At 59.5% G+C, this 25,560-nt stretch carries 18 protein-coding genes; 14 read left to right on the forward strand and 4 right to left on the reverse strand.

Translation table 11 applies throughout. The features are described 5' to 3' along the window. Window positions 1-107 precede the first annotated feature (107 nt). The 3 genes from V6M90_RS07640 to V6M90_RS07650 all read right to left on the reverse strand — a co-directional run bounded on the left by V6M90_RS07640 (window position 108) and on the right by V6M90_RS07650 (window position 3,745). A complete protein-coding gene (locus V6M90_RS07640) occupies window positions 108-1,829 on the reverse strand; it encodes an ABC transporter ATP-binding protein/permease (RefSeq protein WP_141064358.1) in 1,722 nt (573 codons plus the stop codon). A 100-nt stretch (window positions 1,830-1,929) separates the two neighbouring features. After that, window positions 1,930-2,490: a response regulator transcription factor gene (locus V6M90_RS07645; RefSeq protein WP_003171731.1), complete on the reverse strand. Its 561-nt coding sequence runs from the start codon at window positions 2,488-2,490 to the stop codon at window positions 1,930-1,932. Continuing rightward, the gene (locus V6M90_RS07650; RefSeq protein ID WP_003171730.1) at window positions 2,483-3,745 is read right to left on the reverse strand and encodes an ATP-binding protein; all 1,263 of its coding nucleotides are present in this window, start codon (window positions 3,743-3,745) and stop codon (window positions 2,483-2,485) included. Before V6M90_RS07650 ends, V6M90_RS07645 begins: the two co-directional genes overlap by 8 nt. Window positions 3,746-3,950: 205 nt before the next feature. On the opposite strand from V6M90_RS07650, the gene V6M90_RS07655 reads away from it, so the two are divergent. The 12 genes from V6M90_RS07655 to V6M90_RS07710 all read left to right on the forward strand — a co-directional run bounded on the left by V6M90_RS07655 (window position 3,951) and on the right by V6M90_RS07710 (window position 21,908). After that, on the forward strand, window positions 3,951-4,661 hold the full coding sequence (locus V6M90_RS07655; RefSeq protein WP_003171729.1) for an SIMPL domain-containing protein: 711 nt from the start codon (window positions 3,951-3,953) through the stop codon (window positions 4,659-4,661). A gap of 291 nt (window positions 4,662-4,952) precedes the next feature. After that, window positions 4,953-7,826 (forward strand): dermonecrotic toxin domain-containing protein, encoded by a 2,874-nt coding sequence (locus V6M90_RS07660; protein WP_332846271.1) that lies wholly within the window; start codon window positions 4,953-4,955, stop codon window positions 7,824-7,826. Between the two features lie 92 nt (window positions 7,827-7,918). Further along, the gene (locus V6M90_RS07665) at window positions 7,919-9,520 is read left to right on the forward strand and encodes an ABC transporter substrate-binding protein (protein WP_003171727.1); all 1,602 of its coding nucleotides are present in this window, start codon (window positions 7,919-7,921) and stop codon (window positions 9,518-9,520) included. Window positions 9,521-9,778: 258 nt separating this feature from the next. Next, entirely contained in the window at window positions 9,779-11,407 is a 1,629-nt protein-coding gene (locus V6M90_RS07670; protein ID WP_003171726.1) for an ABC transporter substrate-binding protein, read from the forward strand. A gap of 303 nt (window positions 11,408-11,710) precedes the next feature. Next, window positions 11,711-13,315 carry an ABC transporter substrate-binding protein gene (locus V6M90_RS07675; RefSeq protein ID WP_003171725.1) on the forward strand — a complete coding sequence of 535 codons (1,605 nt, stop codon included), beginning with the start codon at window positions 11,711-11,713 and terminating at the stop codon, window positions 13,313-13,315. A gap of 169 nt (window positions 13,316-13,484) precedes the next feature. After that, the gene (locus tag V6M90_RS07680) at window positions 13,485-14,882 is read left to right on the forward strand and encodes an OprD family outer membrane porin (RefSeq protein ID WP_332846272.1); all 1,398 of its coding nucleotides are present in this window, start codon (window positions 13,485-13,487) and stop codon (window positions 14,880-14,882) included. Window positions 14,883-14,962: 80 nt separating this feature from the next. Next, window positions 14,963-16,561, forward strand: a complete 1,599-nt coding sequence (locus V6M90_RS07685; RefSeq protein WP_332846273.1) for an ABC transporter substrate-binding protein — start codon at window positions 14,963-14,965, stop codon at window positions 16,559-16,561. Between the two features lie 76 nt (window positions 16,562-16,637). Then, window positions 16,638-17,648 (forward strand): ABC transporter permease subunit, encoded by a 1,011-nt coding sequence (locus tag V6M90_RS07690; protein WP_003171721.1) that lies wholly within the window; start codon window positions 16,638-16,640, stop codon window positions 17,646-17,648. A gap of 10 nt (window positions 17,649-17,658) precedes the next feature. Next, window positions 17,659-18,570, forward strand: coding sequence for an ABC transporter permease subunit (locus V6M90_RS07695; RefSeq protein ID WP_042944169.1), 912 nt, complete (start codon window positions 17,659-17,661; stop codon window positions 18,568-18,570). A gap of 10 nt (window positions 18,571-18,580) precedes the next feature. Then, entirely contained in the window at window positions 18,581-19,549 is a 969-nt protein-coding gene (locus V6M90_RS07700) for an ABC transporter ATP-binding protein (RefSeq protein WP_003171718.1), read from the forward strand. Then, complete coding sequence (locus tag V6M90_RS07705) at window positions 19,549-20,520, forward strand: peptide ABC transporter ATP-binding protein (RefSeq protein WP_078731542.1); 972 nt, start codon at window positions 19,549-19,551, stop codon at window positions 20,518-20,520. Before V6M90_RS07700 ends, V6M90_RS07705 begins: the two co-directional genes overlap by 1 nt. A gap of 185 nt (window positions 20,521-20,705) precedes the next feature. Next, entirely contained in the window at window positions 20,706-21,908 is a 1,203-nt protein-coding gene (locus V6M90_RS07710; protein ID WP_332846274.1) for an MFS transporter, read from the forward strand. 97 nt (window positions 21,909-22,005) lie between these two features. On the opposite strand, the gene V6M90_RS07715 is transcribed toward V6M90_RS07710, so the two are convergent. Next, window positions 22,006-23,589 (reverse strand): peptide chain release factor 3, encoded by a 1,584-nt coding sequence (locus tag V6M90_RS07715; protein ID WP_003171715.1) that lies wholly within the window; start codon window positions 23,587-23,589, stop codon window positions 22,006-22,008. Between the two features lie 296 nt (window positions 23,590-23,885). On the opposite strand from V6M90_RS07715, the gene V6M90_RS07720 reads away from it, so the two are divergent. Together V6M90_RS07720 and V6M90_RS07725 are read left to right on the forward strand one after the other, a co-directional pair. Beyond that, window positions 23,886-24,638, forward strand: a complete 753-nt coding sequence (locus V6M90_RS07720; RefSeq protein ID WP_408637284.1) for an ABC transporter permease — start codon at window positions 23,886-23,888, stop codon at window positions 24,636-24,638. Between the two features lie 20 nt (window positions 24,639-24,658). Next, window positions 24,659-25,552: a glycine betaine ABC transporter substrate-binding protein gene (locus V6M90_RS07725; RefSeq protein WP_003171713.1), complete on the forward strand. Its 894-nt coding sequence runs from the start codon at window positions 24,659-24,661 to the stop codon at window positions 25,550-25,552. The last annotated feature ends 8 nt before the right edge of the window (window positions 25,553-25,560 follow it).

Genomic DNA, 25,560 nt, shown 5'->3' on the forward strand with positions numbered 1-25,560 from the left:
GCCGGGCTTTTTTTGTTGCCGCTCACTCGCGAAAACACTGAGGTCAAATGTGGGAGGAGCGGTGCGACGATTCGACTTGCACCCTCCCACATTGACCGAGCAAGGCTTTAAACCGGTTGCTCCTGAAGCCAGCCACCCTCAATCCGCACATGCCGCCCGTGGAAACGCTTGAGACTGCTGCGATGCCCGACGCTGACGATGCTCAGCCCCGGCAGTTCATCGATCAACGCCTGGTACAACGTCGCCTCATCCTCTTCATCCATGGCCGAGGTAGCCTCATCCATGTACAGCCATTGCGGCGCGTACAACAAGGCGCGGGCGAACGCCAGGCGCTGTTGCTCGCCCGGTGAGAGCATGCGCTGCCAGTGATTGGCTTCGTCCAGGCGTTCGACCAGATGTGGCAAGCGGCAAGTTTCCAGGACCTGTGCATAACGTTCTGCCGAGTAGACGCTGTCGTCCTGTGGATAACTCAACACGGCCTTGAGTGTGCCAATCGGCAGGTAGGGCTTCTGCGGCAGGAACAGGTAACGTTTGGCCGGCAGACGAATGCTGCCGTGACCTGCCGGCCAGAGATGGCCCATCGCGCGCAACAGCGTACTCTTGCCGCTGCCGGAACGGCCGCTGAGCATGACGCGCTCACCCGGCTCCACACTCATGTTGGCGTCCGTCAGCAAGTGGCGGCCATCGGCCAGATTCATGCCCAAGCCTTGCACCACCAGGCGTTCGCCCTGCGCACTCACATCGATGGCCGCCGGGCGCTGCTCGTTTTCGGTCATGGCCTGCTGGAAACTCAGCAGACGGTCGCTGGTCGCACGCCAGCCGGCCAGATCGGAGTAGGCGCTGATAAACCAGCTGAAGTTGCCCTGCACATTGCCGAACGCCGAGTTGATCTGCATCAGCTCGCCCAGTTCGATCTTGCCGGAAAAGTAACGTGGCGCTGCCACAATAAACGCAAAGACGGTCGCAATCTGCTCGTAGCCCGCGGTGAAGAACGTCAGACGCTTGGAGACTTTCATGATGTCCCAGTAGTTATGCCAGACCTTGCCGAAACGTGCGCTCAGACGCTGATTCTCGTTGGGCTCGCCGTTGTACAGGGCGATGCTCTCGGCATTCTCCCGCACTCGCACCATGGAAAAACGCAGGTCCGCTTCGAACCGTTGTTGCTGGTTGCTCAAGCCGATCAAACGACGGCCGATCAGGTGCGTCAGCCAACTGCCGACGGCGGCGTAGACCAGCGCACACCAGAACATGTAGCCGGGAATGGTGACACCGAACACTTCAATGCTGCCCGACACGCCCCACAGGATGACGGAAAACGACACCAGGCTGACGACATTGCGCAACAGCCCAAGGCCCAGGCTCAAGGTACTGGAAGTGAAGCTGTTAAGGTCTTCGGAGATCCGCTGGTCCGGGTTATCGGTATAGCCGCCCTGCTCCAGCTGATAGTAGTTCTTGTGCCCCAGCCAGCGCGCAAAGTGCTTTTCGGTGAGCCACGCCCGCCAGCGAATGGTCAGCATCTGGGTCAGGTACAGGCGGTACACCGCGCCGAGAATCGCCACCGCCGCAATGCCGCAGAAATAGAGGATCTGCTGCCAGAAGGCTGCGGTGTCTTTGTTCTCCAGGGCGTTGTAGAAGTCCTTGTACCAATGGTTGAGCCACACGGAAATGGCCACGCTGAACAGCGACAAGCCAATCACCACGGCCAGCAGCAACCAGGCCTTGCCCTTCTCTTCGCTGCGCCAGTACGGCGTGATCATCGCCCAGGTTCGACGGAAAAACTGCCCACGCACCGCGTCGTTGACCGCAGAGTACTCAGCGTTCTGATTCATTGTTCAGGCTCGGTAGGAAAAAGGTGACAGGCGTTTGAACCGATCATAGTTGATCGGTTCAGGGCTCCGTGCGGCCTGAGGCGGGTCGTTCAGCCTAGGTTCAGCGTCGTACCGGGCGCTTTTGCAACTTGCGTTGCAGGGTACGGCGGTGCATGCCCAGGGCGCGGGCGGTGGCGGAGATATTGCCTTCGTGCTCGGTCAGCACGCGCTGGATGTGTTCCCATTGCAGGCGGTCCACCGACATCGGGTTTTCCGGCACCAGGGTGTCGAGGTCGGCGTGCTCGGAGAGCAACGCCGCCAGCACGTCGTCGGCGTCCGCCGGCTTGCACAGGTAGTTGCAGGCGCCGCGCTTGATGGCCTCGACGGCGGTGGCGATGCTGGAGTAACCGGTGAGGATCACCACGCGCATCTCCGGGTCCAGTTCCAGCAGCTTGGGCAGCAGCACCAGGCCGGAATCGCCGTCCATTTTCAGGTCGAGCGCAGCGTAGTCCGGCAGGTCGGCCTGGGCAATGGTCAGGCCCTCCTCGGCGGAGCCCGCGGTGCTCACGCGGAAACCGCGACGGCTCATGGCGCGCGCCATCACGCGGGTAAAGGTAGCATCGTCGTCTACCAGCAACAGGTGCGGCAGTTCTTCGCCTTCGACTTGGATCTCATCACTCATCGATATCTCCTCGTGCGACACGGGGCAGGCGCAGCTCGGTGAGCGTGCCACCTTCCTCATGACTATAGAGCTTCACTGAGCCGCCCGCGCGGGTCACGCTGGCCTTGCTCAAGAACAGGCCCAGGCCGAAGCCTTTGCCCTTGGTGGTAAAGAAAGGTTTGCCGATCTGCTCGGCAATGGCCAGCGGCACGCCCGCGCCGTGGTCGCGAATACTGATGGTGACGTGCTCCAGATCCCAGTCCAACTGTACGCCCAGGCCTTCGGGGCAAGCGTCGGCGGCATTGTTGAGCAGGTTGAGCAGCGCCTGGGTCAGGTCCGGAGGCGGCGCCATGCGCGGCACGGTGCCCTGCCCCAGCAGATGGAAGCGGTAGCTGGCTTCGGGACGCATCAGGTGCCAGCGATTGAGGGCTTCATCGAGCCACTGGGTCACGTCCTGCATCTCCACCGCCAGGCGGCGATTGGCTTCGGCGGCGCGCACCAGTTGTTGCAAGGTCTGCTTGCACTGCTTGACCTGTTCACGCAGTACGCCGAGATCTTCCTGCAGTACCGGGTCGTGATGGTCCTGAGTCATTTCGTTGAGCAAAACGCTCATGGTCGCCAGCGGCGTGCCCAACTCATGGGCGGCACCGGCGGCCTGGGTGGCGACGGCCAGCAGTTGCTGGTCGCGCAGGCCTTCTTCACGGCGAATGGCGCGCAGCTCCTCTTGGCGGCGCAGCTCTTCGGCCATGCGCGCGGCGAAGAAGGTAATGACTGCGGCAGACAGTGCGAAACTCAGCCACATCCCGTAGATCTGCAGGTTTTCGCGGGCGATGGGAAAGGTCTGCAATGGGTAGAACTGCGCCAGCAGCAGGGTGTACAAGGTCAGCGCGATGCCCGACAGCACCACCGAGTAGCGCCACGGCAATGTCACTGCGGCGATGGTCAGCGGCACCAGGTAATAGGAAACGAACGGATTGGTGGAACCACCGGAGAAATACAGCAACACACTGTGGATAAACAGGTCGCAGGCCAGCTGCAGGGCGTATTCCAGCTCAGTCACCGGCCAGGTGGTGCGCAACCGGATCGCGGTAAACACGCAGAGTACGGTGGAGAACCCGAGAGTCACGCCCAGTGGCAACCAGGGCAGCGGCAACAGGTCGAACCAATAGGCAAGCCCCACCGAACCGGCCTGGGCGGCCAGGACCAGGGTACGAATGAACGTCAGGCGCCAGAGGTTCTGGCGGGTGGCGGAAGTCAGTTTTACGGCGGCGAGCATGAGCTCTCCCGGTGGGCGCTGCTGGCGGATCGGCAGGAGTATAAACGAAGCAGACACGCCGGCACGGCGCGTGTGGCTCTTTGACGCAGTCCGCGCAAATGACCGCTCGTCGGCACCACGACATTTTGTAGGTGATGTGTAAACCCGAAGAACCCGATCCCACCGTCTACAGTCATACCGATACGAATAACCTCAAGGAGCTTCCATGTCTCGTTTCACTCGCAGCGCGGCCGTTATCACCCTCAGCATCGGCACCCTGGCCAGCCTTCCGGCACTGGCCGCCGACGAGCTGCATTACAACCAGATCTCCCTGCGCGCCGAAGTCAGCCAGGAAGTGGCCCGCGACAAAATGATCGTCACCCTCTACACCGAGTCGCAAAACGCCGACCCGGCCAAGCTCGCCGCCGAAATCACCACCGCGATGAACCAGGCCCTGGGCCAGGCCCGTGAAGTCAAGGCCGTGACCTTGCGCCAGGGCAGCCGCAACAGCTACCCGATCTACGACAACAAGAGCCAAAAGATCACCGGCTGGCGTGAACGCGCCGAACTGCGCCTGGAAAGCGCAGACTTCCCGGCGCTGTCCAAACTGACCGGCGAACTGCTCAATACCCTGAAAATGGGCAGCATGGACTTTGCCATCGCCGACACCACGCGCAAGTCCAGCGAAGACGCCCTACTCAAAGAAGCAGTGGACGCGTTCAAGGCACGCGCCCAGTTGGCAACCGACGCGTTGGGCGGCAAGGGCTACAAGATCGTCAACCTCAACTTCAACACAAACGGCTACCCGCAGCCCTTTGAGCGCGGTGGGATGATGATGAAAGCGTCCATGGCGGATTCGGCGCCGACCCCCGAAGTGGAAGCCGGCACCAGCAAGGTCAACATGGTCGCTGATGGGGTGGTTGAAGTGCTGCAATAAGCGCTGGTGGATAAATGTCGGTGCGCCCTCAGGGCGCATCGTTTACCGCTAAGCATTACATGCTTTATCAATACACATTGTTTGTTACACACAACAATACTAACAACCACGCTGAAGGCATCTGTTTACCCAGCGAACACTATTCTCCCCCACAATAAGTATTGCAAAAGTTGCGCAAGGCAACATTAGCAAATGGGCCGATCTTCTTGAATCGGAACCCTAACGGTCACTTATCTCACGCAAGTAAAGGAAGCGTTCTACAAACTCCCTACCTGTTGAGGTAACTATCCAATGCTCACAACTACACCCACGCGTAATTTTTCTTCAACCAGCACCCCACCGAAACCTGCCATCAACGACACAAGCCCTGCCGAAACAACCACGACATACCGCCATCCGGTCTCCCGACAAAAGTCTCCAAAACGACGGAATCATCATCAGACGCTCATTCCAGGGCTCCCGCATAACCCGGCCGTTGATAAATTTATCGCGGCCTCAACCCAAGGTTTCAAAACACCCACCCAAAGCACCTCGGACATTATCCGTGCCGAATTGAAAAAACGCTGGGGCAAGGACATTGATCCAGACAATACATTTATCACCACCTTGAACTACGACCCCAAGAAACCAAAACCCGCGGACGGCAAAGTTCTCAATAAAATCTCACTGACCCAAGCCGCGCTTCACAACGTACAACGCGCCAATAAAACCGATGAACATCAGACGGCGGCCGAAAAAAACCGCTCGACCCTGCATACCTGGCTGAACCGCTTTGCACCGCTGGCTCCGCTGCCAGCACTGATTGATAGCATCGACATGCAAGTGCATGCAAAAAAGACTTACGAGGGTATCTTTACCGGTACAGACCCGGATATGCCGCAGCTTTACAACCAGAGGACATTGCTACCCGAAACGCCTGCACAGTTCCGGGACATTGTATGGAACACCGACCGGAGTAAACCGTATGTAGATTTCCTGAACACGTTCTGGCCTGCGCATGAACAAAAATACGCGCAAACGAGCAAGGCCTCGTTTATCGGCGCCGCCCTGGCTCAATTCAACAATGACAGCCTGAACGAGCACAATACCAACCTGGTGATGCGGGCCGCGGGCGTACCGCTGGACACCACCTGGTCGAGCTTGACCCTGGACGATTTGAAGAGCTCGCGCGTGAAAGACCCCAGCGTGGAGGTCGGGCTGCTCAAGATCAATGGTTTCCAGTCCACGGACCTGCTCTACATCACCGACAAAAAATCCAGGACCGCCGCTGACGGTAAAACGATCAACCCCACGCTGCTGTATATCCCGGGCAACTCGTCACCGATCCACAGCTTTGACAGCCCGGCGCAGATGAAGAATTGGTTGGCCGAGCAAGCCGCGGACCCCGTCAAGCGTGAAGCACTGTCGATGCACTTTCAGCTGCGCGACCAAGCCAATCGATACTTCTCCGACGGCGTGAACCAGACGTTGACCGGCCTGGGAGGATGGTCGAGAAAAGACGCCGACGACGCCGGCCCGCTTGAGCGCCTGAATGAATTCGACCCACAAACGTTCATCACCACCGAACCCTTGTCCGACGACCCGTTCAAGGTCATGACCCAGCGGCAAAAGGCACGCTCCTACGTCGACGCCGAAACAGAGATCACCACCGACGGCGATGTCACCAAGGCCACGATCCTTGAAGTCCTGGAAACCACCACCAAGATAGCCCTGCTGATGACGCCGCTTGCCCTGGTCATGCCTGAAGTCGCGGTGGCACTGGAGGTGTTTTACGTCGCGGCAGGCGCCGCCGAAGTTGGAATCGGTGCCGACGACCTCAAGCATGGCAAGCCAGGCGGCGCAGACCATATTGTGTTCGGCGTGCTCAATGCGCTGCCGGTAGTGGCCGGTGGCGCAACCCGGGCCCTCAACGGGGTCGAGACGGGGGAAGCCGCCGCCGGCGAATACCTGGAAACCTCAGAGCTGGCTGAGGAAAATACAACACCTGTCGCACCTGAACCGGCCAAGCCGGTCGGTGAGCCCATCGCAAACCGCCTTCAACCTTCACGAACCGCCGACATCAGTGCCTATGCCGTGCCCGATGGCGAAACCGTTCTTGAGCGTGCCACGCGCAATGCCAAAGGTATCCATCAACTTAAAGACAGTGCCCAGATCGATCACTGGTATATCCAGTACAAGGATGCAACAGGCGTTCTCAACGTGTACGAAATCAAGAGCGACTTCAAACTGAGTCACGATTACGTACAGATCATTGACCCCGTGACCCGCAAACCGGTGATGACGGTGCATGCCGGCGCGGACGGCGAATGGGTACGCGGTATCGGTCCAGGCGGCGCACGCACATGGCCTTGGCAACGCAAGCCTTCGCCGACCCCCAGCAACGAACTCAAGACACCCGGCAAGTTTTCGGACACGTTTCTCGAACTGGACGGCAGCAAAATCCAGGCGGCTGAAAAATTTAATGACTACCTGCTGATGGATGATCGCATTCGCTATGAATCCTCCAGTGCATTCTTTGAAGAGAATGGAGTGGTCAAAAGAAAACTCGGCGTGTCCTGGACGCTGGAGGACAAGCCGTTCGCCGTCGCGCCCGCAGAAACGGCGCGCACGACACCTTTGGCCAATGGCGAATACTCCGACAGTTTCACCAAAGACATCCACCGCCTGCGATATACCGTGGTCACCAAGGAAAATGGCCGGGTGACTCAGACTGAACTGAGCAGCTCTGCAACGACCGAAGAGGGCCTCAAGCGAGACAGGCTCCAACAACTGGAGACGCTGATCCCCGATCCGGTGTTGCGGGCGCGTATCTCCGAAGTTGCCCACCAAGGCTCCCTGGCCGAAGGCACCACGCACATGAATCAGCCGGATTCCGGTCTCAGGGATGGTTACTATCTGACCGGTGGAGATACGCAGATCACCATTGAATACGACAAGGTGACGCAACAGGCGCAGGTGCACTTCACCTCGAAAAACCCCATTGCCAATCCAGACCAGGATGTCCAACGGGTACCGGGTGCGCTGATCACCACCAAGCGCACGTTCACGATCTCTCCCAGCAATGACATCAACAGCGACGGCGAACAGGTCTATGTCATCGACAAACAGGCACCTACCCAGATAGAGCTGTCTGTCGTAGTGGACCAAGAGCCGGCAACTCAATAAGCCCTACCTGACGCCACTGAACGGCGGTACCCTCGGGTACCGCCGTTTTCGTTTGGGCAGCTTTATACATGCCTGCCACTTCAGGGGTCTTTATGGAAAGAATCGCCTTAAAACCGCTCATCCTCGCTGCCGGCCTGTTGGCTTTCATGCCGATCGCCCAGGCGGCGAGTACCCTGGTCTACTGCTCCGAAGCCAGCCCCGCCGGCTTCGACCCCAGCCAGTACACCAGCGGCACCGACTTCGATGCCTCCGCCGAAACCGTGTTCAACCGCCTGACTCAGTTCAAGCGCGGCGGCACCGAGGTCGAGCCTGGCCTGGCGACACGCTGGGAGGTGTCCAAGGACGGCCTGACGTATACCTTCCACCTGCGCGAAGGCGTCAAGTTTCATACCACCGACTTCTTCACCCCCACGCGCGACTTCAACGCCGATGATGTGCTGTTCACCTTCAATCGCCTGCTCGATGCTCAAAGCCCGTTTCGCAAGGCCTACCCGTCCGAGTCGCCCTACTTCACCGACATGGGCCTGAACACTACGATCAAGAGCGTCGAAAAACTCGACGAGCACAGCGTGCGCTTCAACCTCAACAACGTGGATGCCTCGTTCGTGCAAAACCTGGCCATGAGCTTCGCTTCGGTACAGTCCGCCGAATACGCCGCCCAGTTACTGCAGCAGGGTAAAGCCGAAGACATCAACCAGAAGCCGGTGGGCACCGGACCCTTCGTGTTCAAGCGCTACCAGAAGGATTCGCAGATTCGCTACGTCGCCAATAAACAGTATTGGAAACCCGAGGATGTGAAACTCGACAACCTGGTGTTCGCCATCACCCCGGACGCCGCCTCGCGCCTGCAAAAACTCAAGGCTGGCGAGTGCCAGGTCAGCGGTTATCCACGCCCGGCCGACATCGAGGTGATGAAACAGGACCCCAACCTGCGCGTGCTGCAACAAGCCGGCTTCAACCTGGGCTTTTTGGCCTACAACGTGACCCACCCGCCGCTGGACCAGCTCAAGGTGCGCCAGGCCCTGGACATGGCCATCGATAAACCGGCGATTATCAAGGCGGTATACCAAGGCGCCGGACAATTGGCGCAGAACGCCCTGCCACCGGCGCAGTGGTCTTATGACCCCAGCATCAAGGACGCGCCCCACGATCCGACCAAGGCCAGGGCGCTACTAAAAGAAGCAGGGGTTGCACCGGGAACCACCATCAACCTGTGGGCAATGACCGTACAACGCGCGTCCAACCCGAATGCGCGCATGTCGGCGCAGATGATCCAGCAGGACTGGGAAAAGATTGGCATCAAGGCCAACATCGTCAGCTATGAGTGGGGCGAATACATCAAGCGCGCCAAAAACGGCGAGCATGACGCCATGATTTACGGCTGGACCGGCGACAACGGCGACCCGGATAACTGGCTCGGCGTGCTCTACAGTTGTGCCGCGGTCAAGGGCAGCAACTACGCCAAATGGTGTAACCCGGCCTACGACACACTGGTGCAGCAGGCCAAGCTCAGCAGCGACCGCGAGCAGCGCATCAAGTGGTATCAACAGGCGCAAAAAATCCTTAAGGAACAAGTGCCTATAACGCCTATTGCGAACTCGACGGTTTTCCAGCCGTTACGAAAAGAAGTACAAGATTTCAAAATCAGCCCCTTCGGACTGACGCCGTTCTATGGTGTGAGTCTGGAGAAGTAACAAGAACGCCCCAACCGAGTGCGCCAGACGCCTCGGCTGGGCCGCTTTGGTGCGACCATTGCACCTAAAAAACCCTCAAAATATACGTAAATATGTCGAAAGTTTCATAATTGCGACATTCCTGTACGTTCGTACCACTCTTTGAGCCTTGCAGCGGTTCAGCATCTTGCAATGGGTATGGCGCCTGCATAAGTATCCGCAGGCCGACTCACGAGGTCGCCCTCACCACCAAAAATGACAACAAATCATGAGGCCAACATGCTTAAACACGCAGTCCTTCCGTTATTAGTGAGCGCGGGCCTTTTGGCCGCGGCCCCTTTTGCCCACGCGGCAACTAACCTGGTGTTCTGCTCCGAAGGGAGCCCGGCCGGTTTTGATCCAGGCCAGTACACCACCGGAACAGACTTCGATGCCTCGGCCGAAACCATGTTCAACCGCCTGAGCCAGTTCGAACGTGGCGGCACCGCCGTGGTTCCTGGCCTGGCCACCCGCTGGGACGTGTCCCCGGATGGCCTGACGTACACCTTCCATCTGCGCGAAGGCGTCAAGTTCCACACCACCCCGTATTTCAAGCCGACTCGTGAATTCTCGGCTGACGACGTGCTGTTCACCTTCAACCGAATGATCAACAAAGACGATCCATTCCGTAAGGCCTACCCCACCGAGTTCCCGTACTTCACGGACATGGGGATGGACACCAACATCAAGAACATCGAGAAAGTCGATGCCCACACCGTCAAGTTCACCCTTGGCACCGTGGACGCCGCGTTCATCCAGAACCTGGCCATGAGCTTCGCGTCGATCCAGTCGGCCGAATATGCCGCCCAGCTTCTGAAAAACGGCACGCCGCAGGACATCAACCAGAAGCCGATCGGCACCGGCCCGTTCGTGTTCAAGAGCTACCAGAAAGACTCCAATATTCGTTACACCGGCAACAAGGACTACTGGAAGCCTGAAGACGTGAAGATCGACAACCTGATCTTCGCCATCACCACCGACCCGTCGGTGCGCATCCAGAAGCTCAAGAAAAACGAATGCCAGATCACCCTGTTCCCACGTCCGGCCGACCTGAAGGCGCTGGGTGAGGACAAGGACCTGAAACTGCCGAACCAGGCCGGTTTCAACCTGGGCTACGTTGCCTACAACGTCATGGACAAGATCAAGGGCAGCGACCAGCCAAACCCACTGGCGGACCTGCGCGTACGCCAGGCGCTGGACATGTCGGTGAACAAGCAGCAGATCATCGACTCCGTGTACCAGGGCGCGGGCCAACTGGCCGTCAATGCCATGCCACCGACCCAATGGTCCTATGACACCACCATCAAGGACGCCAAGTACGACCCTGAAAAAGCCAAGGCGCTGCTCAAGGAAGCCGGCGTCAAGGAAGGCACCGAGATCGTGCTGTGGGCCATGCCGGTTCAGCGTCCGTACAACCCGAACGCCAAGCTGATGGCTGAAATGCTGCAGAACGACTGGTCCAAGATCGGCCTCAAGGTCAAGATCACCAGCTACGAATGGGGCGAGTACATCAAGCGCTCCAAAGGCGGCGAGAACCAGGCCATGATCATTGGCTGGAGCGGCGACAATGGTGACCCGGACAACTGGCTGAACGTGCTGTTCGGCTGCGACTCGCTGGCCGGTAACAACTTCTCCAAATGGTGCGACAAAAAATTCGACGGCATCGTGAAGGAAGCCAAGGCTACGTCGGATGTCGCCAAACGCACCGAGCTGTACAAGCAGGCGCAACATATCCTCAAAGATGCAGTCCCGATGACACCTATCGCGCACTCGACGGTGTATCAACCCATGCGTAACACCGTGCAGGACTTCAAGATCAGCCCGTTTGGCTTGAATTCTTTCTACGGCGTCAGCGTTAGCGGCAAGTAAGGATCATTGGCGGCGACGTTTCATAAACGTCGCCGTTATGCATTCGCTTGACCCTAGGAAACGGACCACATTCGCAAGCGATGCTTCTTACAGCAACGAACTGCGATAAACGGTCCCGTTGCCTACAAGGTCAATCCATTTTGGCGCATTTACTGCGAAGTCCACGACTCCTAACGTTGTAGGACAGCAGAGGAGCCAACTTAGGAAAGGCACTTGCCGTGCGTGGGATCAGTGATGTCGCCCTGTCCGAAAGGCAGGGTGATTGCTCACTGATGACAACTACAAACAAGGATCGGGATCGTCATGCGCCATACCTCCGTTCTATCCGCTATTTTTGGCACCAGCCTGCTGGCCGTGGCCACCCTGGGCCAGGCCGCCGACAAGAAGAGCCTGGTGTTCTGCTCTGAAGGCAGCCCGGCGGGCTTTGATACCGCGCAATACACCACCGCCACCGATAACGACGCAGCCGAGCCGCTGTACAACCGCCTGGTTGAGTTTGAAAAGGGCGCGACCAATGTGGTGCCTGGCTTGGCGACCAAGTGGGATATCTCCGACGACGGCCTGACCTACACCTTCCACCTGCGTGAAGGAGTGAAGTTCCACAGCAACAAGGAATTCAAGCCGACGCGGGACTTCAATGCCGACGACGTGCTGTTCACCTTCAACCGCATGCTGGACCCCGACCATCCGTTTCGTAAGGCCTACCCCACCGAGTTTCCGTACTTCAACGGGATGAGCCTGAACAAGAACATCGCCAAGGTCGAGAAGACCGGCCCGTACACCGTGGTGATGACCCTCAACACGGTGGACGCCGCGTTCGTGCAGAACATCGCCATGAGCTTTGCATCGATCCTGTCGGCTGAATATGCCGAACAGTTGCTCAAGGACGGCAAGCCCAGCGACATCAACCAGAAGCCGATCGGCACGGGGCCGTTCGTGTTCCAGCGCTACCAGAAAGACTCGCAGATCCGTTATGCGGGCAACAAACAGTACTGGGACCCGAGCCGAGTCCAGCTCGATCAGTTGATCTTCGCCATCAACACCGACGCGTCGGTGCGCGTGCAGAAACTCAAGGCCGGCGAATGCCAGATCACCCTGCATCCGCGCCCGGCTGACATCGACGCGCTCAAGGCCGACCCGAAGCTGCAACTGCTGACCAAGCCCGGCTTCAACCTTGGCTACATCGCCTACAACGTGCGCCACAAGCCTTTCGACCAACTCGAAGTGCGCCAGGCGCTGGACATGGCGGTGAACAAGCAAAGCATCCTCAATGCCGTGTACCAGGGCGCGGGGCAACTGGCGGTCAACGCCATGCCGCCGACCCAGTGGTCCTACGACGACACCATCAAGGACGCGGCCTACAACCCGGAAAAAGCCAAGGAACTGCTCAAGGCCGCCGGCGTGAAGGAAGGCACCGAAATCACCCTGTGGGCGATGCCGGTACAACGCCCCTACAACCCCAACGCCAAGCTGATGGCCGAGATGCTGCAGAACGATTGGGCCAAAATCGGCCTGAAAGTGAAGATCGTCAGCTACGAGTGGGGCGAGTACATCAAGCGCACCAAGAACGGTGAGCACGACATCAGCCTGATCGGTTGGACCGGCGACAATGGTGATCCGGACAACTGGCTGGGCACCCTCTACAGCTGCGACGCCATCGGCGGGAACAACTACTCCATGTGGTGTGACCCGGCGTACGACAAGCTGATCAAGCAAGCCAAGGTCGTCACCGACCGCGAACAACGGACTGTTCTCTACAAGCAGGCGCAGCAATTGCTCAAACAGCAAGTGCCAATCACGCCTGTCGCCCACTCGACGGTCAACCAACCGTTAAGCGCCAAAGTCGAAGGGTTCAAAGTCAGCCCCTTCGGCCGCAACGTGTTCTCGGGCGTCAGTATCACCCCATAAGAAAATAACCGGATTGAGCAAGGCTTAACCGCCTTGCTGCAAACGCGCAGGCTTTTATTAGGATTTTTCCTACAGCAAACGTTTGCAACAGCTTGAACGAGTTACACACCCAATAGCCGGTTCACCTAAAAAGACCGGCATAAAAAAGAGAACCAAAGGAGCTCCACCCATGAAACTGAGCAGCAAAGCGCTTCTGGCCCTGGCCATCAGCAGCATCACGGCCACCGCCTACGCTGAACCCGTCAGCCAGGACTTCGTTCCGACGACACTGGCCGGCACCAGCGCGCAAAGCGAGGCCAAAGGTTTTATCGAAGATTTCAGCCTGGGCGGCACCACGCGTAACTGGTACTCCCACGAAAGCAAATACCGTGGCGGCACCTTTTCCTACACAAAACACGGTAAAACTGAAACCGACCGTAACCGCACCAACTGGGTACAGGGCACCATCATCAACGCCAGCTCGGGTTTCACCCAGGGCACTGTAGGCGTCAAGACCGAACTGGCGGTGTACAACGCCCTGGTTCTGGATCGTAGCAAGCGTGACATCAAGGGCGGCTCCAACCGCACACTGGCCGACTCGGATGGCAACGCCGTAGACCAGTGGAGCAAACTGGGCCTGGCCAACATGCAGTTCCGCGTGTCCAACACCACTCTGACCGCCGGTCGCCAGAACTTCAGCAGCGGCATCGTCGACACCATCGGGAACCGTGCTCTGCCATCGAGCTTCGAAGGTGTGAGCTTCAACAGCGAAGAGTTCAGCAACCTGTCGTTCCAGGGCGGTATCTTCGATCGCGTTTCGCCACGGACCGAGCAAAGTCTGACGAAATTCGTCTCCGAATACGGCAATGGCCAGAAAACCGACAAGGTCAAAACACTGGGCTTCAACTACCAGCCGTTCAAGAGCCTGAAAACCAGCGTATTCGCGGCTAACGTCGAAGACTTCTGGAACCAGTACTACTTCGGTGCCACCAACGAATTGGGTGATGCGCAGACCCTGGCACTGACCACCGGCTTGAACTACTACAAGACCACCGACACCGGCAGCAAGAAGATGGGCAACATCGACAACGATACCTACTCGTTGTCCCTGGGACTGACTCACCAGGCTCACACCCTGACCTTCGCGTATCAGGAAGTGAATGGTGACGAGTACTTCGACTACCTGCACGAAACCAACGGCATCTACCTGGCCAACTCCCTGACGTCCGACTTCAACAGCCCGAACGAGAAGTCCTTCCAGGTGGCCTACGCCATCAACATGGCCGAATACGGCGTGCCTGGCCTGAAGTTCAACGTCTACTCGGCACGCGGCTGGGGCATCGACGGTACTCACTACAACGGCACCGCCTATGGCGAAGCTGGCAAGTCACGTAGCGACTTGCGCTTGATGGATGGCGAGAAACACCAGGAATACGGTGTAGGCGCGGCTTACGCCGTGCAGAGCGGGCCACTCAAGGCCACCGCGATTCGTGCGACTTACGTCGAACACCGTGGCAGCGCTCAACAGGCTGACGGCAACATCAAAGAGTTCCGTCTGGTCACCACCGTCCCATTCAACATTCTTTAACTAGCACCCGGTAGACGGCGGGCTCAGGACGAGCCTGCCGTCTACGTTTGTCTGGTCCCATCGATTGCAGAGGGTTATGAATGAAAATGCTTCCGTTACAAGCCGCCATGGCGGCTGCGCTGTTGAGCGTGGCTGTCGGCATTTCGGCCAAACCACTGGTGGTCTGCACCGAAGCCAGTCCTGAAGGTTTTGACCCGGTGCTGTACACGACCGCCGTCACCGCCGACGCCGCTGCTGAAACCATGTTCAACCGCCTGGTCGACTTCAAGCCCGGCACCACCGAAGTGGTACCGGCCTTGGCCAAGGATCTGCCAGAAATCAGCGCTGATGGGCTGACCTACACCTTCCATCTGCGCGATGACATCAAGTTCCACACCACCGACTACTTCAAACCCACGCGTAACCTGAATGCCGACGACGTGCTGTGGAGCTTCCAGCGCCAACTGGACCCGAAACACCCGTGGCACAACAAGTCCAACGTGGGCTATCCGTACTTTGAAAGCATGGGCTTCAAGGAACTGCTCAAGAGCGTGGAGAAGACCGACGATCACACCGTCGTCTTTACCCTTACCCGCCCTGAAGCGCCGTTCCTGGCCGACCTGGCCATGGCGTTCTCCTCGATTCACTCGGCCGAATACGCCGATCAGTTGCTCAAGTCCGGCAAGACCGATGACCTGAACGCCAAGCCGATCGGCACCGGCCCGTTCATCTTCACCCGCTATGCCAAGGACGCTCAGGTGCGCTTCAAGGCCAACCCGGAGTACTTCCGTGGCAAGCCGCCGGCCGATCCGCTGATCCTGGCAATCACGACCGACAACAACGTGCGCCTGCAGAAGCTCAAGGCCAACGAGTGCCAGGTCGCACTGTATCCAAAGCCGGATGACATCCCGAGCATCAAGAAAGACCCGAACCTGAAAGTCGATGAACTGGCGGCGATGACCACCGCGTACACCGCCCTGAACACCACCCACAAGTACATGAGCGACGCGCGGGTGCGTCACGCGATCAACATCGCGTTCGACAAGAAAGGCTACAACGAATCCTTGTACGGCAAAGGCAACGCCGTCGACGCCACCGGCCCGTATCCGCCGACCTTGCTGGGCTTCAACGACAAGCTGAAAAACCCCGAGCGCGACCTGGACAAGGCCCGTGCCCTGCTCAAGGAAGCCGGCGTGCCGGAAGGCACTGAGTTCACCCTGTTCACCCGTAACGGCGGTGGTCCGACCAACCCTAACCCAATGCTCGGCGCCCAGCGCATGCAGGCGGATTTGGCGCAGATCGGCCTGAAGGTCAATATCAAAGTCATGGAATGGGGCGAGATGCTCAAGCGTGCTAAAAACGGCGAGCACGACATGGTTTCCGCCGGCTGGGCCGGTGACAACGGCGACCCGGACAACTTCCTCACGCCGAACCTGAGTTGCGACGCAGCCAAAAACGGCGAAAACTACGCCCGTTGGTGTAACAAAGAGTTTCAGGCCTTGATCGACAAGGCTCGCGCCGACGCTGAACCCCAGGAACGCGCCGCACTCTATCAACAAGCACTGGACGTTTTCGCCAAGGACCAACCCTGGATCCCCATGGCCTACCCGAAAATGTTTACCGCCATGCGTAAAAACGTCGAGGGGTATACCCAAAGCCCTCTGACCACCAATAACTTCGCCACTACCCAGGTGAAGTAAATAAGAGAAACGCTCGGCACCGTCCACCAGGACGGTGCCGGACCTGCCTAACCGGCTGATTGAGGTACACACCAAGATGTTTAGTTTTATTGCCCGCCGACTGGGGTTATTGATCCCCACGTTTTTCGGCATCACGTTGCTCACGTTTGCGTTGATACGCATGATCCCTGGCGATCCCGTCGAAGTCATGATGGGCGAGCGGCGCGTCGACCCCGAGATGCACGCACAGGCAATGGAACGCCTTGGCCTTAACAAGCCGTTGTATGCGCAGTACCTGGACTATGTCGGCAAGCTCGCCCAGGGCGACCTTGGCGAATCGCTGCGCACCCGCACCAGCGTGTGGACCGAGTTCACCGCCCTCTTCCCCGCGACCCTGGAACTGTCCATGGCCGCCCTGTTGTTCGCCGGTATCCTGGGCCTGTTGGCCGGGGTGATCGCGGCCTTGAAGCGAGGATCCCTGTTCGACCATGGGGTGATGGGCATCTCCCTGGCGGGTTATTCGATGCCGATCTTCTGGTGGGGCCTGATCCTGATCATGTTCTTCTCGGTAAGCCTGGGCTGGACCCCTGTTTCCGGGCGTATCGACCTGCTCTACGACATCGAGCCGCGCACCGGCTTCATGCTCATCGACACGCTGCTGGCTGACGAGCCGGACGCATTCTGGGACGCGCTGCACCACCTGATCCTGCCGGCCATCGTGCTCGGCACCATCCCGCTGGCCGTGATCGCGCGGATGACCCGTTCATCGATGCTCGAAGTGCTGCGCGAAGACTACATCCGTACCGCCAAGGCCAAGGGCCTGTCGCCGGCCCGCGTGGTGTTCGTACACGGCCTGCGCAACGCGCTGATCCCGGTGCTCACCGTGGTCGGTCTGCAAGTCGGCACCCTGTTGGCCGGTGCGGTACTCACCGAAACCATCTTCTCGTGGCCCGGCATCGGCAAATGGCTGATCGAAGCCATCGGCGCGCGGGACTACCCGGTGGTGCAAAACGGCATTCTGCTGATCGCCTGCCTGGTGATCCTGGTGAACTTCGTGGTGGATATCCTCTACGGCTTCGCCAACCCACGCATCCGTCACCAGCGCTGAGATCATGACCATGACCACACCTACACAAGCGTCGGCAGTCGATCAAAGCCTGCTGTACCCGTCCCCGTACAAAGAATTCTGGCAAGCCTTCTCCAAGAACAAAGGCGCGGTTGCCGGCCTGCTGTTCATGTTGCTGATCGTGTTCTGCGCGATCTTTGCGCCCTGGGTGGCGCCGCATAACCCCAGCGAGCAATACCGCGACTTCCTGCTCACGCCGCCGTCGTGGCTCGAAGGCGGGCAGATCCAGTTCCTGCTTGGCACCGACGAACTGGGCCGTGACCTGCTCTCGCGCCTGATTCAGGGTTCGCGCTTGTCGTTGCTGATCGGTTTGTCGTCGGTGGTGATGTCGCTGATCCCGGGCATCCTGCTGGGCCTGTTCGCCGGGTTCTTCCCGCGCTTGCTCGGCCCGACCATCATGCGTCTGATGGACATCATGCTGGCCCTGCCGTCGCTGCTGCTGGCCGTTGCCATTGTCGCGATCCTCGGCCCTGGCCTGATCAACACCGTGATCGCCATCGCGATCGTGTCGCTGCCGTCCTATGTGCGCCTGACCCGTGCCGCAGTGATGGGCGAACTGAACCGCGACTACGTGACCGCCGCACGCCTGGCCGGTGCCGGCCTGCCGCGCCTGATGTTCGTCACCGTGCTGCCCAACTGCATGGCGCCGCTGATCGTACAGGCGACCCTGAGCTTCTCCTCGGCGATCCTCGACGCCGCGGCGCTGGGCTTCCTTGGCCTTGGCGTACAACCGCCAACGCCTGAGTGGGGCACCATGCTGGCTTCGGCCCGTGACTACATCGAACGCGCCTGGTGGGTTGTGAGCCTGCCGGGGCTGACCATTTTGCTCAGCGTGCTGGCAATCAACTTGATGGGTGACGGCCTGCGCGATGCGCTGGACCCGAAACTCAAGAACGCCGCCTGAGGAGATTCCCATGTCACTGTTAGAAATCAAGAATCTCAATGTGCGCTTCGGCGACAAAACCGCCGTGCCGGTGGTCGATGGCCTCGACATTTCTGTCGACAAAGGCGAAGTCCTGGCCATCGTTGGCGAGTCGGGTTCGGGTAAATCCGTGACCATGATGGCGCTGATGGGCCTGATCGAGCACCCCGGCATCGTCACCGCCGACGCGCTGACCTTCGACGGCAAGGACATGCTCAAGCTGAGCAACCGCCAGCGTCGCCAGATTGTCGGCAAAGACCTGGCAATGGTGTTCCAGGACCCGATGACCGCGCTGAACCCCAGCTACACCGTGGGGTTCCAGATTGAAGAAGTGCTGCGCCTGCACCTGAAAATGTCCGGCAAGCAAGCGCGCAAGCGCGCCATCGAACTGTTGGAAAAAGTCGAGATCCCGGGCGCCGCCAGCCGTATGGACGCCTACCCGCACCAACTGTCCGGCGGTATGAGCCAGCGCGTGGCAATCGCCATGGCCATCGCCGGCGAGCCGAAACTGCTGATCGCCGATGAACCGACCACCGCGTTGGACGTAACGATTCAAGCGCAGATCATGGACCTGCTGCTGGCCCTGCAAAAAGAGCAGAACATGGGCCTGGTGCTGATCACCCATGACCTTGCCGTCGTCGCGGAAACCGCCCAGCGCGTGTGCGTGATGTACGCCGGCCAAGCCGTGGAAGTCGGCCAGGTGCCGCAGCTGTTCGACATTCCGGCGCACCCCTACAGCGAAGCGTTGCTCAAGGCGATTCCGGAGCACAGCCTGGGCGCCACGCGCCTGGCCACGTTGCCCGGCATCGTGCCCGGCCGTTATGACCGCCCGCAAGGCTGCCTGCTGTCGCCGCGTTGCCCGTATGTGCAGGAAAACTGCCGTCAGAGCCGTCCGGGTCTCGACCCTAAATCCAACAGCCTTGCGCGCTGCTTCTACCCCTTGAACCAGGAGGTGGCGTAATGGCCGTCGTTCTTACCGCCCGCGACCTGACCCGTCACTACGAAGTGTCCCGTGGCCTGTTCAAGGGCCATGCGCTGGTACGCGCGCTTAATGGTGTGTCATTTGAACTGGAAGCCGGCAAGACCCTCGCCGTGGTGGGCGAGTCGGGTTGCGGCAAATCCACCCTGGCCCGTGCGCTGACGCTGATTGAAGAACCGTCGTCGGGCTCACTGAAAATCGCCGGCCAGGAAGTCGCCGGTGCCGACAAGGCCCAGCGCAAGCAATTGCGCAAAGACGTGCAGATGGTGTTCCAGAGCCCGTATGCCTCGTTGAACCCGCGCCAGAAGGTCGGCGATCAGTTGGGCGAACCGCTGCTGATCAACACCAACCTGTCCGCCGCCGAACGCCGCGAGAAAGTGCAGGCGATGATGAAACAGGTGGGCCTGCGCCCCGAGCACTATCAGCGCTACCCGCACATGTTCTCCGGGGGGCAGCGCCAGCGTATCGCCCTGGCCCGCGCCATGATGCTGCAACCGAAAGTGCTGGTGGCGGACGAACCGACCTCGGCGCTGGACGTGTCGATCCAGGCCCAGGTACTCAACCTGTTCATGGATTTGCAGCAGGAATTCAACACTGCCTACGTGTTCATCTCCCACAACCTGGCGGTGGTGCAGCACGTCGCCGATGACGTGATGGTGATGTACCTCGGCCGCCCGGTGGAAGTGGGCCCCAAGCAAGACATCTACGCGCGTCCGCTGCACCCCTACACCCAGGCGTTGCTGTCGGCGACACCGACCATTCACCCGGACCCGAACAAACCGAAGATAAAAATCGTCGGCGAGTTGCCCAACCCCCTGAACCCGCCGCCCGGCTGTGCGTTCCACAAACGCTGCCCGTACGCGACGGCACGCTGCAGCACCGAGGAGCCGCAACTGCGGGCGCTGGATAACCGTCAGGTGGCTTGCCACTACGCGGAGCAGTTCGTGGCCTGACACCCCGCCCCGTAGCAGCTGCCTCGCTAAAGCTCGACAGCTGCTACGGGCATTACAGGGAAGTTTTACAGTGTTCTACAGCCCTTCCCGTCAGGTTGCGCATCAGCCTGGCGGGAGGGGCTTTCTTTTATGGGCGGTCTCGCTGTCTTCACCTAAATAAACAGATCTATTTGAAGGAGGTCTTTATGCGTAAGGACTACCTCGCCTTTTTCACCTCGCTGTTTCTCTCGAGGCTGGCGGATCAAATCTTGTTGTTCATGGTTCCGCTGGTGGTGTTCCAGACCACCAACAGCGCCTCGTGGGCCGGGCTGGCGTTTTTCGTTGAATCACTGCCGCGGTTTCTCGCGTTTCCGTTGTGCGGCGCGCTGTGCGACAAGTACTCGCCGATCAGGATCCTGCATATCAGCCAGATCTATCGGGCATTGCTGTGTGTGCTGGCGATGGCGTGCTACGCAGCAGTGGGGGGCATCGCCTGGTTGGTGGTGCTGTCAGCCGTGTGCGGGGTGCTGACCACACAAGGCATCATGGCTCGCGAAGTGCTGATGCCGTCTGTCTTCGAGCATTACAGCTACACCAAGACCCTGTCCTACTCTCAGATCGCTGACCAGACCGGATTGGTCCTCGGCCCCCTGGTGGCGGCTCTGATGCTGGAGGTGTGGGCCTGGCATTGGGTGGTGCTCTGGGTCGCCGGGCTGTTCCTGCTGGCAGACCTGAGCATGCTGGCGTGGCAGCGCCTCAGCCGTATGACGCTACCGGTGTTCGAGCAGCATCAGGACCTCTGGCTGCAGCCTTTGCGTATCGCTTTCGCGCATATCCGTGATTTGGCGCAGTTGAAAAAAATCATCGCTCTGGCGGTCGGCGTCAATCTGATCGTCGGCGTAACCCTGGCCACTTCGGCGGCCATGGTGATCGGCCAGTACAGCGCCGACAAGGATGCTTATGCAGGACTGCAAGCGGCCGGTGCCGTGACAACCATCCTGATCCTGTTTTTTCTCGCTCGGGTGGAGCTGCCGCTGCGGGTATTGGGTTGCGCTGGCTATTCATTGATTGCCATCGGCGCATTCATCAGCGCCCTGAGCCCAAATTTGATCGGCTATGGGCTCGGTTTTTTGCTGATCGTTGGCTTCGATAAAATGTTCAACGTCTACATGCGTACGATTCGGCAGCGGGTGATTCCACCTCAAGACTTCGGCAAGACCGTGGGCGTGATGACGTTGCTGAACAACCTGTCGCAGCCCTTGGCCGGTTTACTGGTGGCCTTGCTGGCAGCGCCTTTGGGCACGCAGCGGGTGATCCTGATGCTGGCCGTGCTGACAACCCTGCTTGGGGCCGCCACGCTGTGGTGGTTTGCAAGAAAAACCAAACCCACACCCGAACTCGAGTGTTGAACCTGACCAGGGAACGTATGGCTTCTTGAGGTGAAATTCACGCCAAAAAAAGGGCGAAGCCACCATCGCTTCGCCCTTCTCTGTACCGCTCAGACCTTTAATGGTGCTCGCGGGTCGCGCGGAATTTCACATCCGGCCAGCGCTCTTCCATCAACGCCAGGTTCACCCGCGTCGGCGCCAGGTAGGTCAGGTGACCGCCGCCGTCCACTGCCAGGTTTTCCACAGCCTTGTTGGAGAACTCCTCCAGCTTCTTCTTATCGCTGCACTCGATCCAGCGCGCGGAATACACAGTGATCGGCTCGTAGGAGCATTCGACCTTGTATTCCTCTTTCAGGCGGCTGGCGACCACATCGAACTGCAGCACACCGACGGCGCCGAGGATGATGTCGTTGCTGCGCTCGGGGAAGAACACCTGGGTGGCGCCCTCTTCCGCCAACTGCTGCAAGCCCTGGCGCAGTTGCTTGGACTTGAGCGGGTCGCGCAGGCGTACGCGGCGGAACAGTTCCGGGGCGAAGTGCGGGATACCGGTGAAGCCCAGCACTTCGCCCTCGGTGAAGGTGTCACCGATCTGGATGGTGCCGTGGTTGTGCAGGCCGATGATGTCGCCGGCAAACGCCTCTTCCAGTTGCTCACGCTCGGAAGAGAAGAACGTCAGGGCGTCGCCGATGCGCACGTCCTTGCCGGTGCGCACGTGGCGCATCTTCATGCCTTTTTCGTATTTGCCCGAGCAGATGCGCATGAACGCGATACGGTCACGGTGCTTGGGGTCCATGTTCGCCTGGATCTTGAAGATGAAGCCCGAGAACTTCTCCTCCACCGGTTCCACGGTGCGTTCGTTGGCGACACGAGCCAGGGGTTTCGGCGCCCAGTCCACAACGGCGTCGAGCACATGGTCGACACCGAAGTTGCCCAGGGCCGTCCCGAAGAACACCGGAGTCAGTTGACCGTCGAGGAATTCCTGCTGGTTGAATTCATGGCAGGCGCCCTGCACCAGTTCCAGCTGGTCGACGAAGCGGTCGTACTCGTCACCCAGGTGAGCGCGGGCTTCATCCGAGTCGAGTTTCTCGATGATTTTCACGTCGGTGCGTTCGTGGCCGTGGCCGGCGGTGTAGACAATGATGTAGTCGTCGGCCAGGTGGTACACGCCCTTGAAGTCGCGATAGCAACCAATCGGCCAGGTGATCGGCGCGGCCTTGATCTTCAGGACCGCTTCGATTTCATCCAGCAGTTCGATAGGGTCGCGAATGTCGCGGTCGAGTTTGTTGATGAAGCTGACGATGGGCGTGTCACGCAGGCGGCACACGTCCATCAGCGCGATGGTGCGTGGCTCGACGCCTTTACCGCCGTCGAGAACCATCAGGGCCGAGTCCACCGCGGTGAGGGTGCGGTAGGTGTCTTCGGAGAAGTCTTCGTGGCCTGGGGTGTCGAGCAGGTTGACCATGTGGTCGCGATACGGGAACTGCATGACCGACGTGGTAATGGAAATACCCCGTTGTTTTTCCATTTCCATCCAGTCGGAGGTGGCATGGCGGTCGGATTTGCGGGATTTCACCGTGCCGGCCACCGCGATCGCCTTGCCCATCAGCAACAGCTTCTCGGTGATGGTGGTCTTACCGGCATCGGGGTGGGAAATAATGGCGAAAGTGCGGCGTTTCGCGACTTCGGCGGCCTGGTGGGTCATGGGAAATCGCCTGGCAGGTGAGTCAAAAAAGGGCGGCGAGTATAGCGCAAACCGGGCGCACCGGACCACCATTCGCCCGGTTGGGGGTGGCTAAATAAGGCCAAGTGTGGAACCTTTTAAAAGGTGGAGACGTCCACTCCCCTGCCAACGCACGCGTATCAGGGGCTGAAAAATCAGCAAGTTAGCCTGACGGGGCAGCGCTTATGGCTCGAACTCATGCCGCTTTTGACGGTATTGGCGAGCTGCATTTCGCGACCACATTTCGCTGACAGCCAGCAATGGCATGCCACGCGCAAATGTGTTCGCCGACAAAAGAAAAAAGGAGTCCGCCTGTGGCTATTCGCTATGGCAAAGGGCTGATAGGAGGCGCGGTTGTCGTCGCGCTCCTGGCCCTGCTGGTCCACTGGATCGGCATCAACACGATCGAACTGTACCGCGACGATTTGTTGTTTTACCTGCAAGCTCATCTGATCCTTGTTTTAGTCTCCATGCTGGCCGCCCTGATTGTGGGCATCCCCGCCGGTATCCTGCTCAGCCGACCAAATTGGGTCGGGCGCGCAGAACGCTTCATGCAGATCTTCAACATCGGCAACACCGTCCCGCCCCTGGCCGTACTGGCCATCGCCCTCGGCGTCCTCGGCATCGGCAGTGGCCCGGCGATCTTTGCGCTGTTCCTCGCCTCCCTGCTGCCCATCGTGCGCAACACCTACGAAGGCCTGAAAAACGTACAGGGTTCCCTCAAGGAAGCCGCCACCGGCATCGGCATGACCCCGCGCCAGGTGCTGTTTCGCGTGGAATTGCCCAACGCCGTGCCGATCATCATCGGCGGTGTGCGCGTGGCCCTGGCGATCAACGTCGGCACCGCACCGCTGGCCTTTCTGATCGGCGCCAACAGCCTGGGCAGCCTGATCTTCCCCGGCATCGCCCTGAACAATCAGCCGCAATTGCTGCTTGGCGCCGCGTGCACAGCGCTGCTGGCCTTGCTGCTCGACGGTCTGGTGACCATGGCCAGCCGCCTCTGGCTGGAACGCGGAGTGCGTGCGTCTTAAGGCTGGGTAAAGGAATTCACATGAAAAAACTAAGCTTGATATTAGGCTGCGTCCTGCTGTTTGCAGGCATTGCGCAAGCCGCCGAGAAACCGGTAATTCGCATCGGCGCCCGGGTGTTCACCGAACAGACCCTGCTCGCCGAAATCACTTCCCAGTACCTGCGCACCAAGGGTTACGACACCCGTGTGACCGGCGGACTGGGCAGCAACCTGGCGCGCAGTGCCCAGGAAAGCGGGCAGCTGGATCTGCTCTGGGAATACACCGGGGTGTCGCTGGTCGCCTACAACCACATCGACGAGAAGCTCGACAGCGCGCAGTCCTACGCACGGGTGAAAGAACTCGACGCGAAAAAAGGCTTGGTCTGGCTGTCGCCGTCGCACTTCAGCAACACTTACGCCCTGGCACTGCCGGAAAAAGTGGCCAAGGAACACCCCGAGATCAACAGCATCAGCGACCTCACCAACGCCATGGCGCAAGACACCAAAGAGCACCGCCTGGTGGCTCTGGACACCGAGTTCGCCAACCGCTCCGACGGTCTGGCCGGCATGGTCAAGCTGTACGACATGAACCTCACCCGCAAGAACACCCGGCAGATGGATGCAGGCCTGGTCTACACCGCACTGCGTAACGGCCAAGTGTTTGCCGGCTTGGTCTACACCACCGACGGGCGCCTGAACGCGTTCAAGTTGAAGCTGCTGGAAGACGACAAGCGCTACTTCCCGGACTACACCGCCGCGCCTGTTATCCGCCAGGAATACCTCGACCAGCACCCGCAACTGGCCGCTGAGCTCAAGCCACTGGCGGACCTGTTCGACGACGAAACCATGCGCCAGCTGAATGCACGGGTCGACGTCGACCATGAAAGCCCGTCCGCGGTGGCCGCCGATTTCCTGCGCCAACACCCCATCCATTAAAGAGGAGA

Source organism: Pseudomonas lactucae (assembly GCF_036688725.1).
Lineage (GTDB): Bacteria > Pseudomonadota > Gammaproteobacteria > Pseudomonadales > Pseudomonadaceae > Aquipseudomonas > Aquipseudomonas lactucae.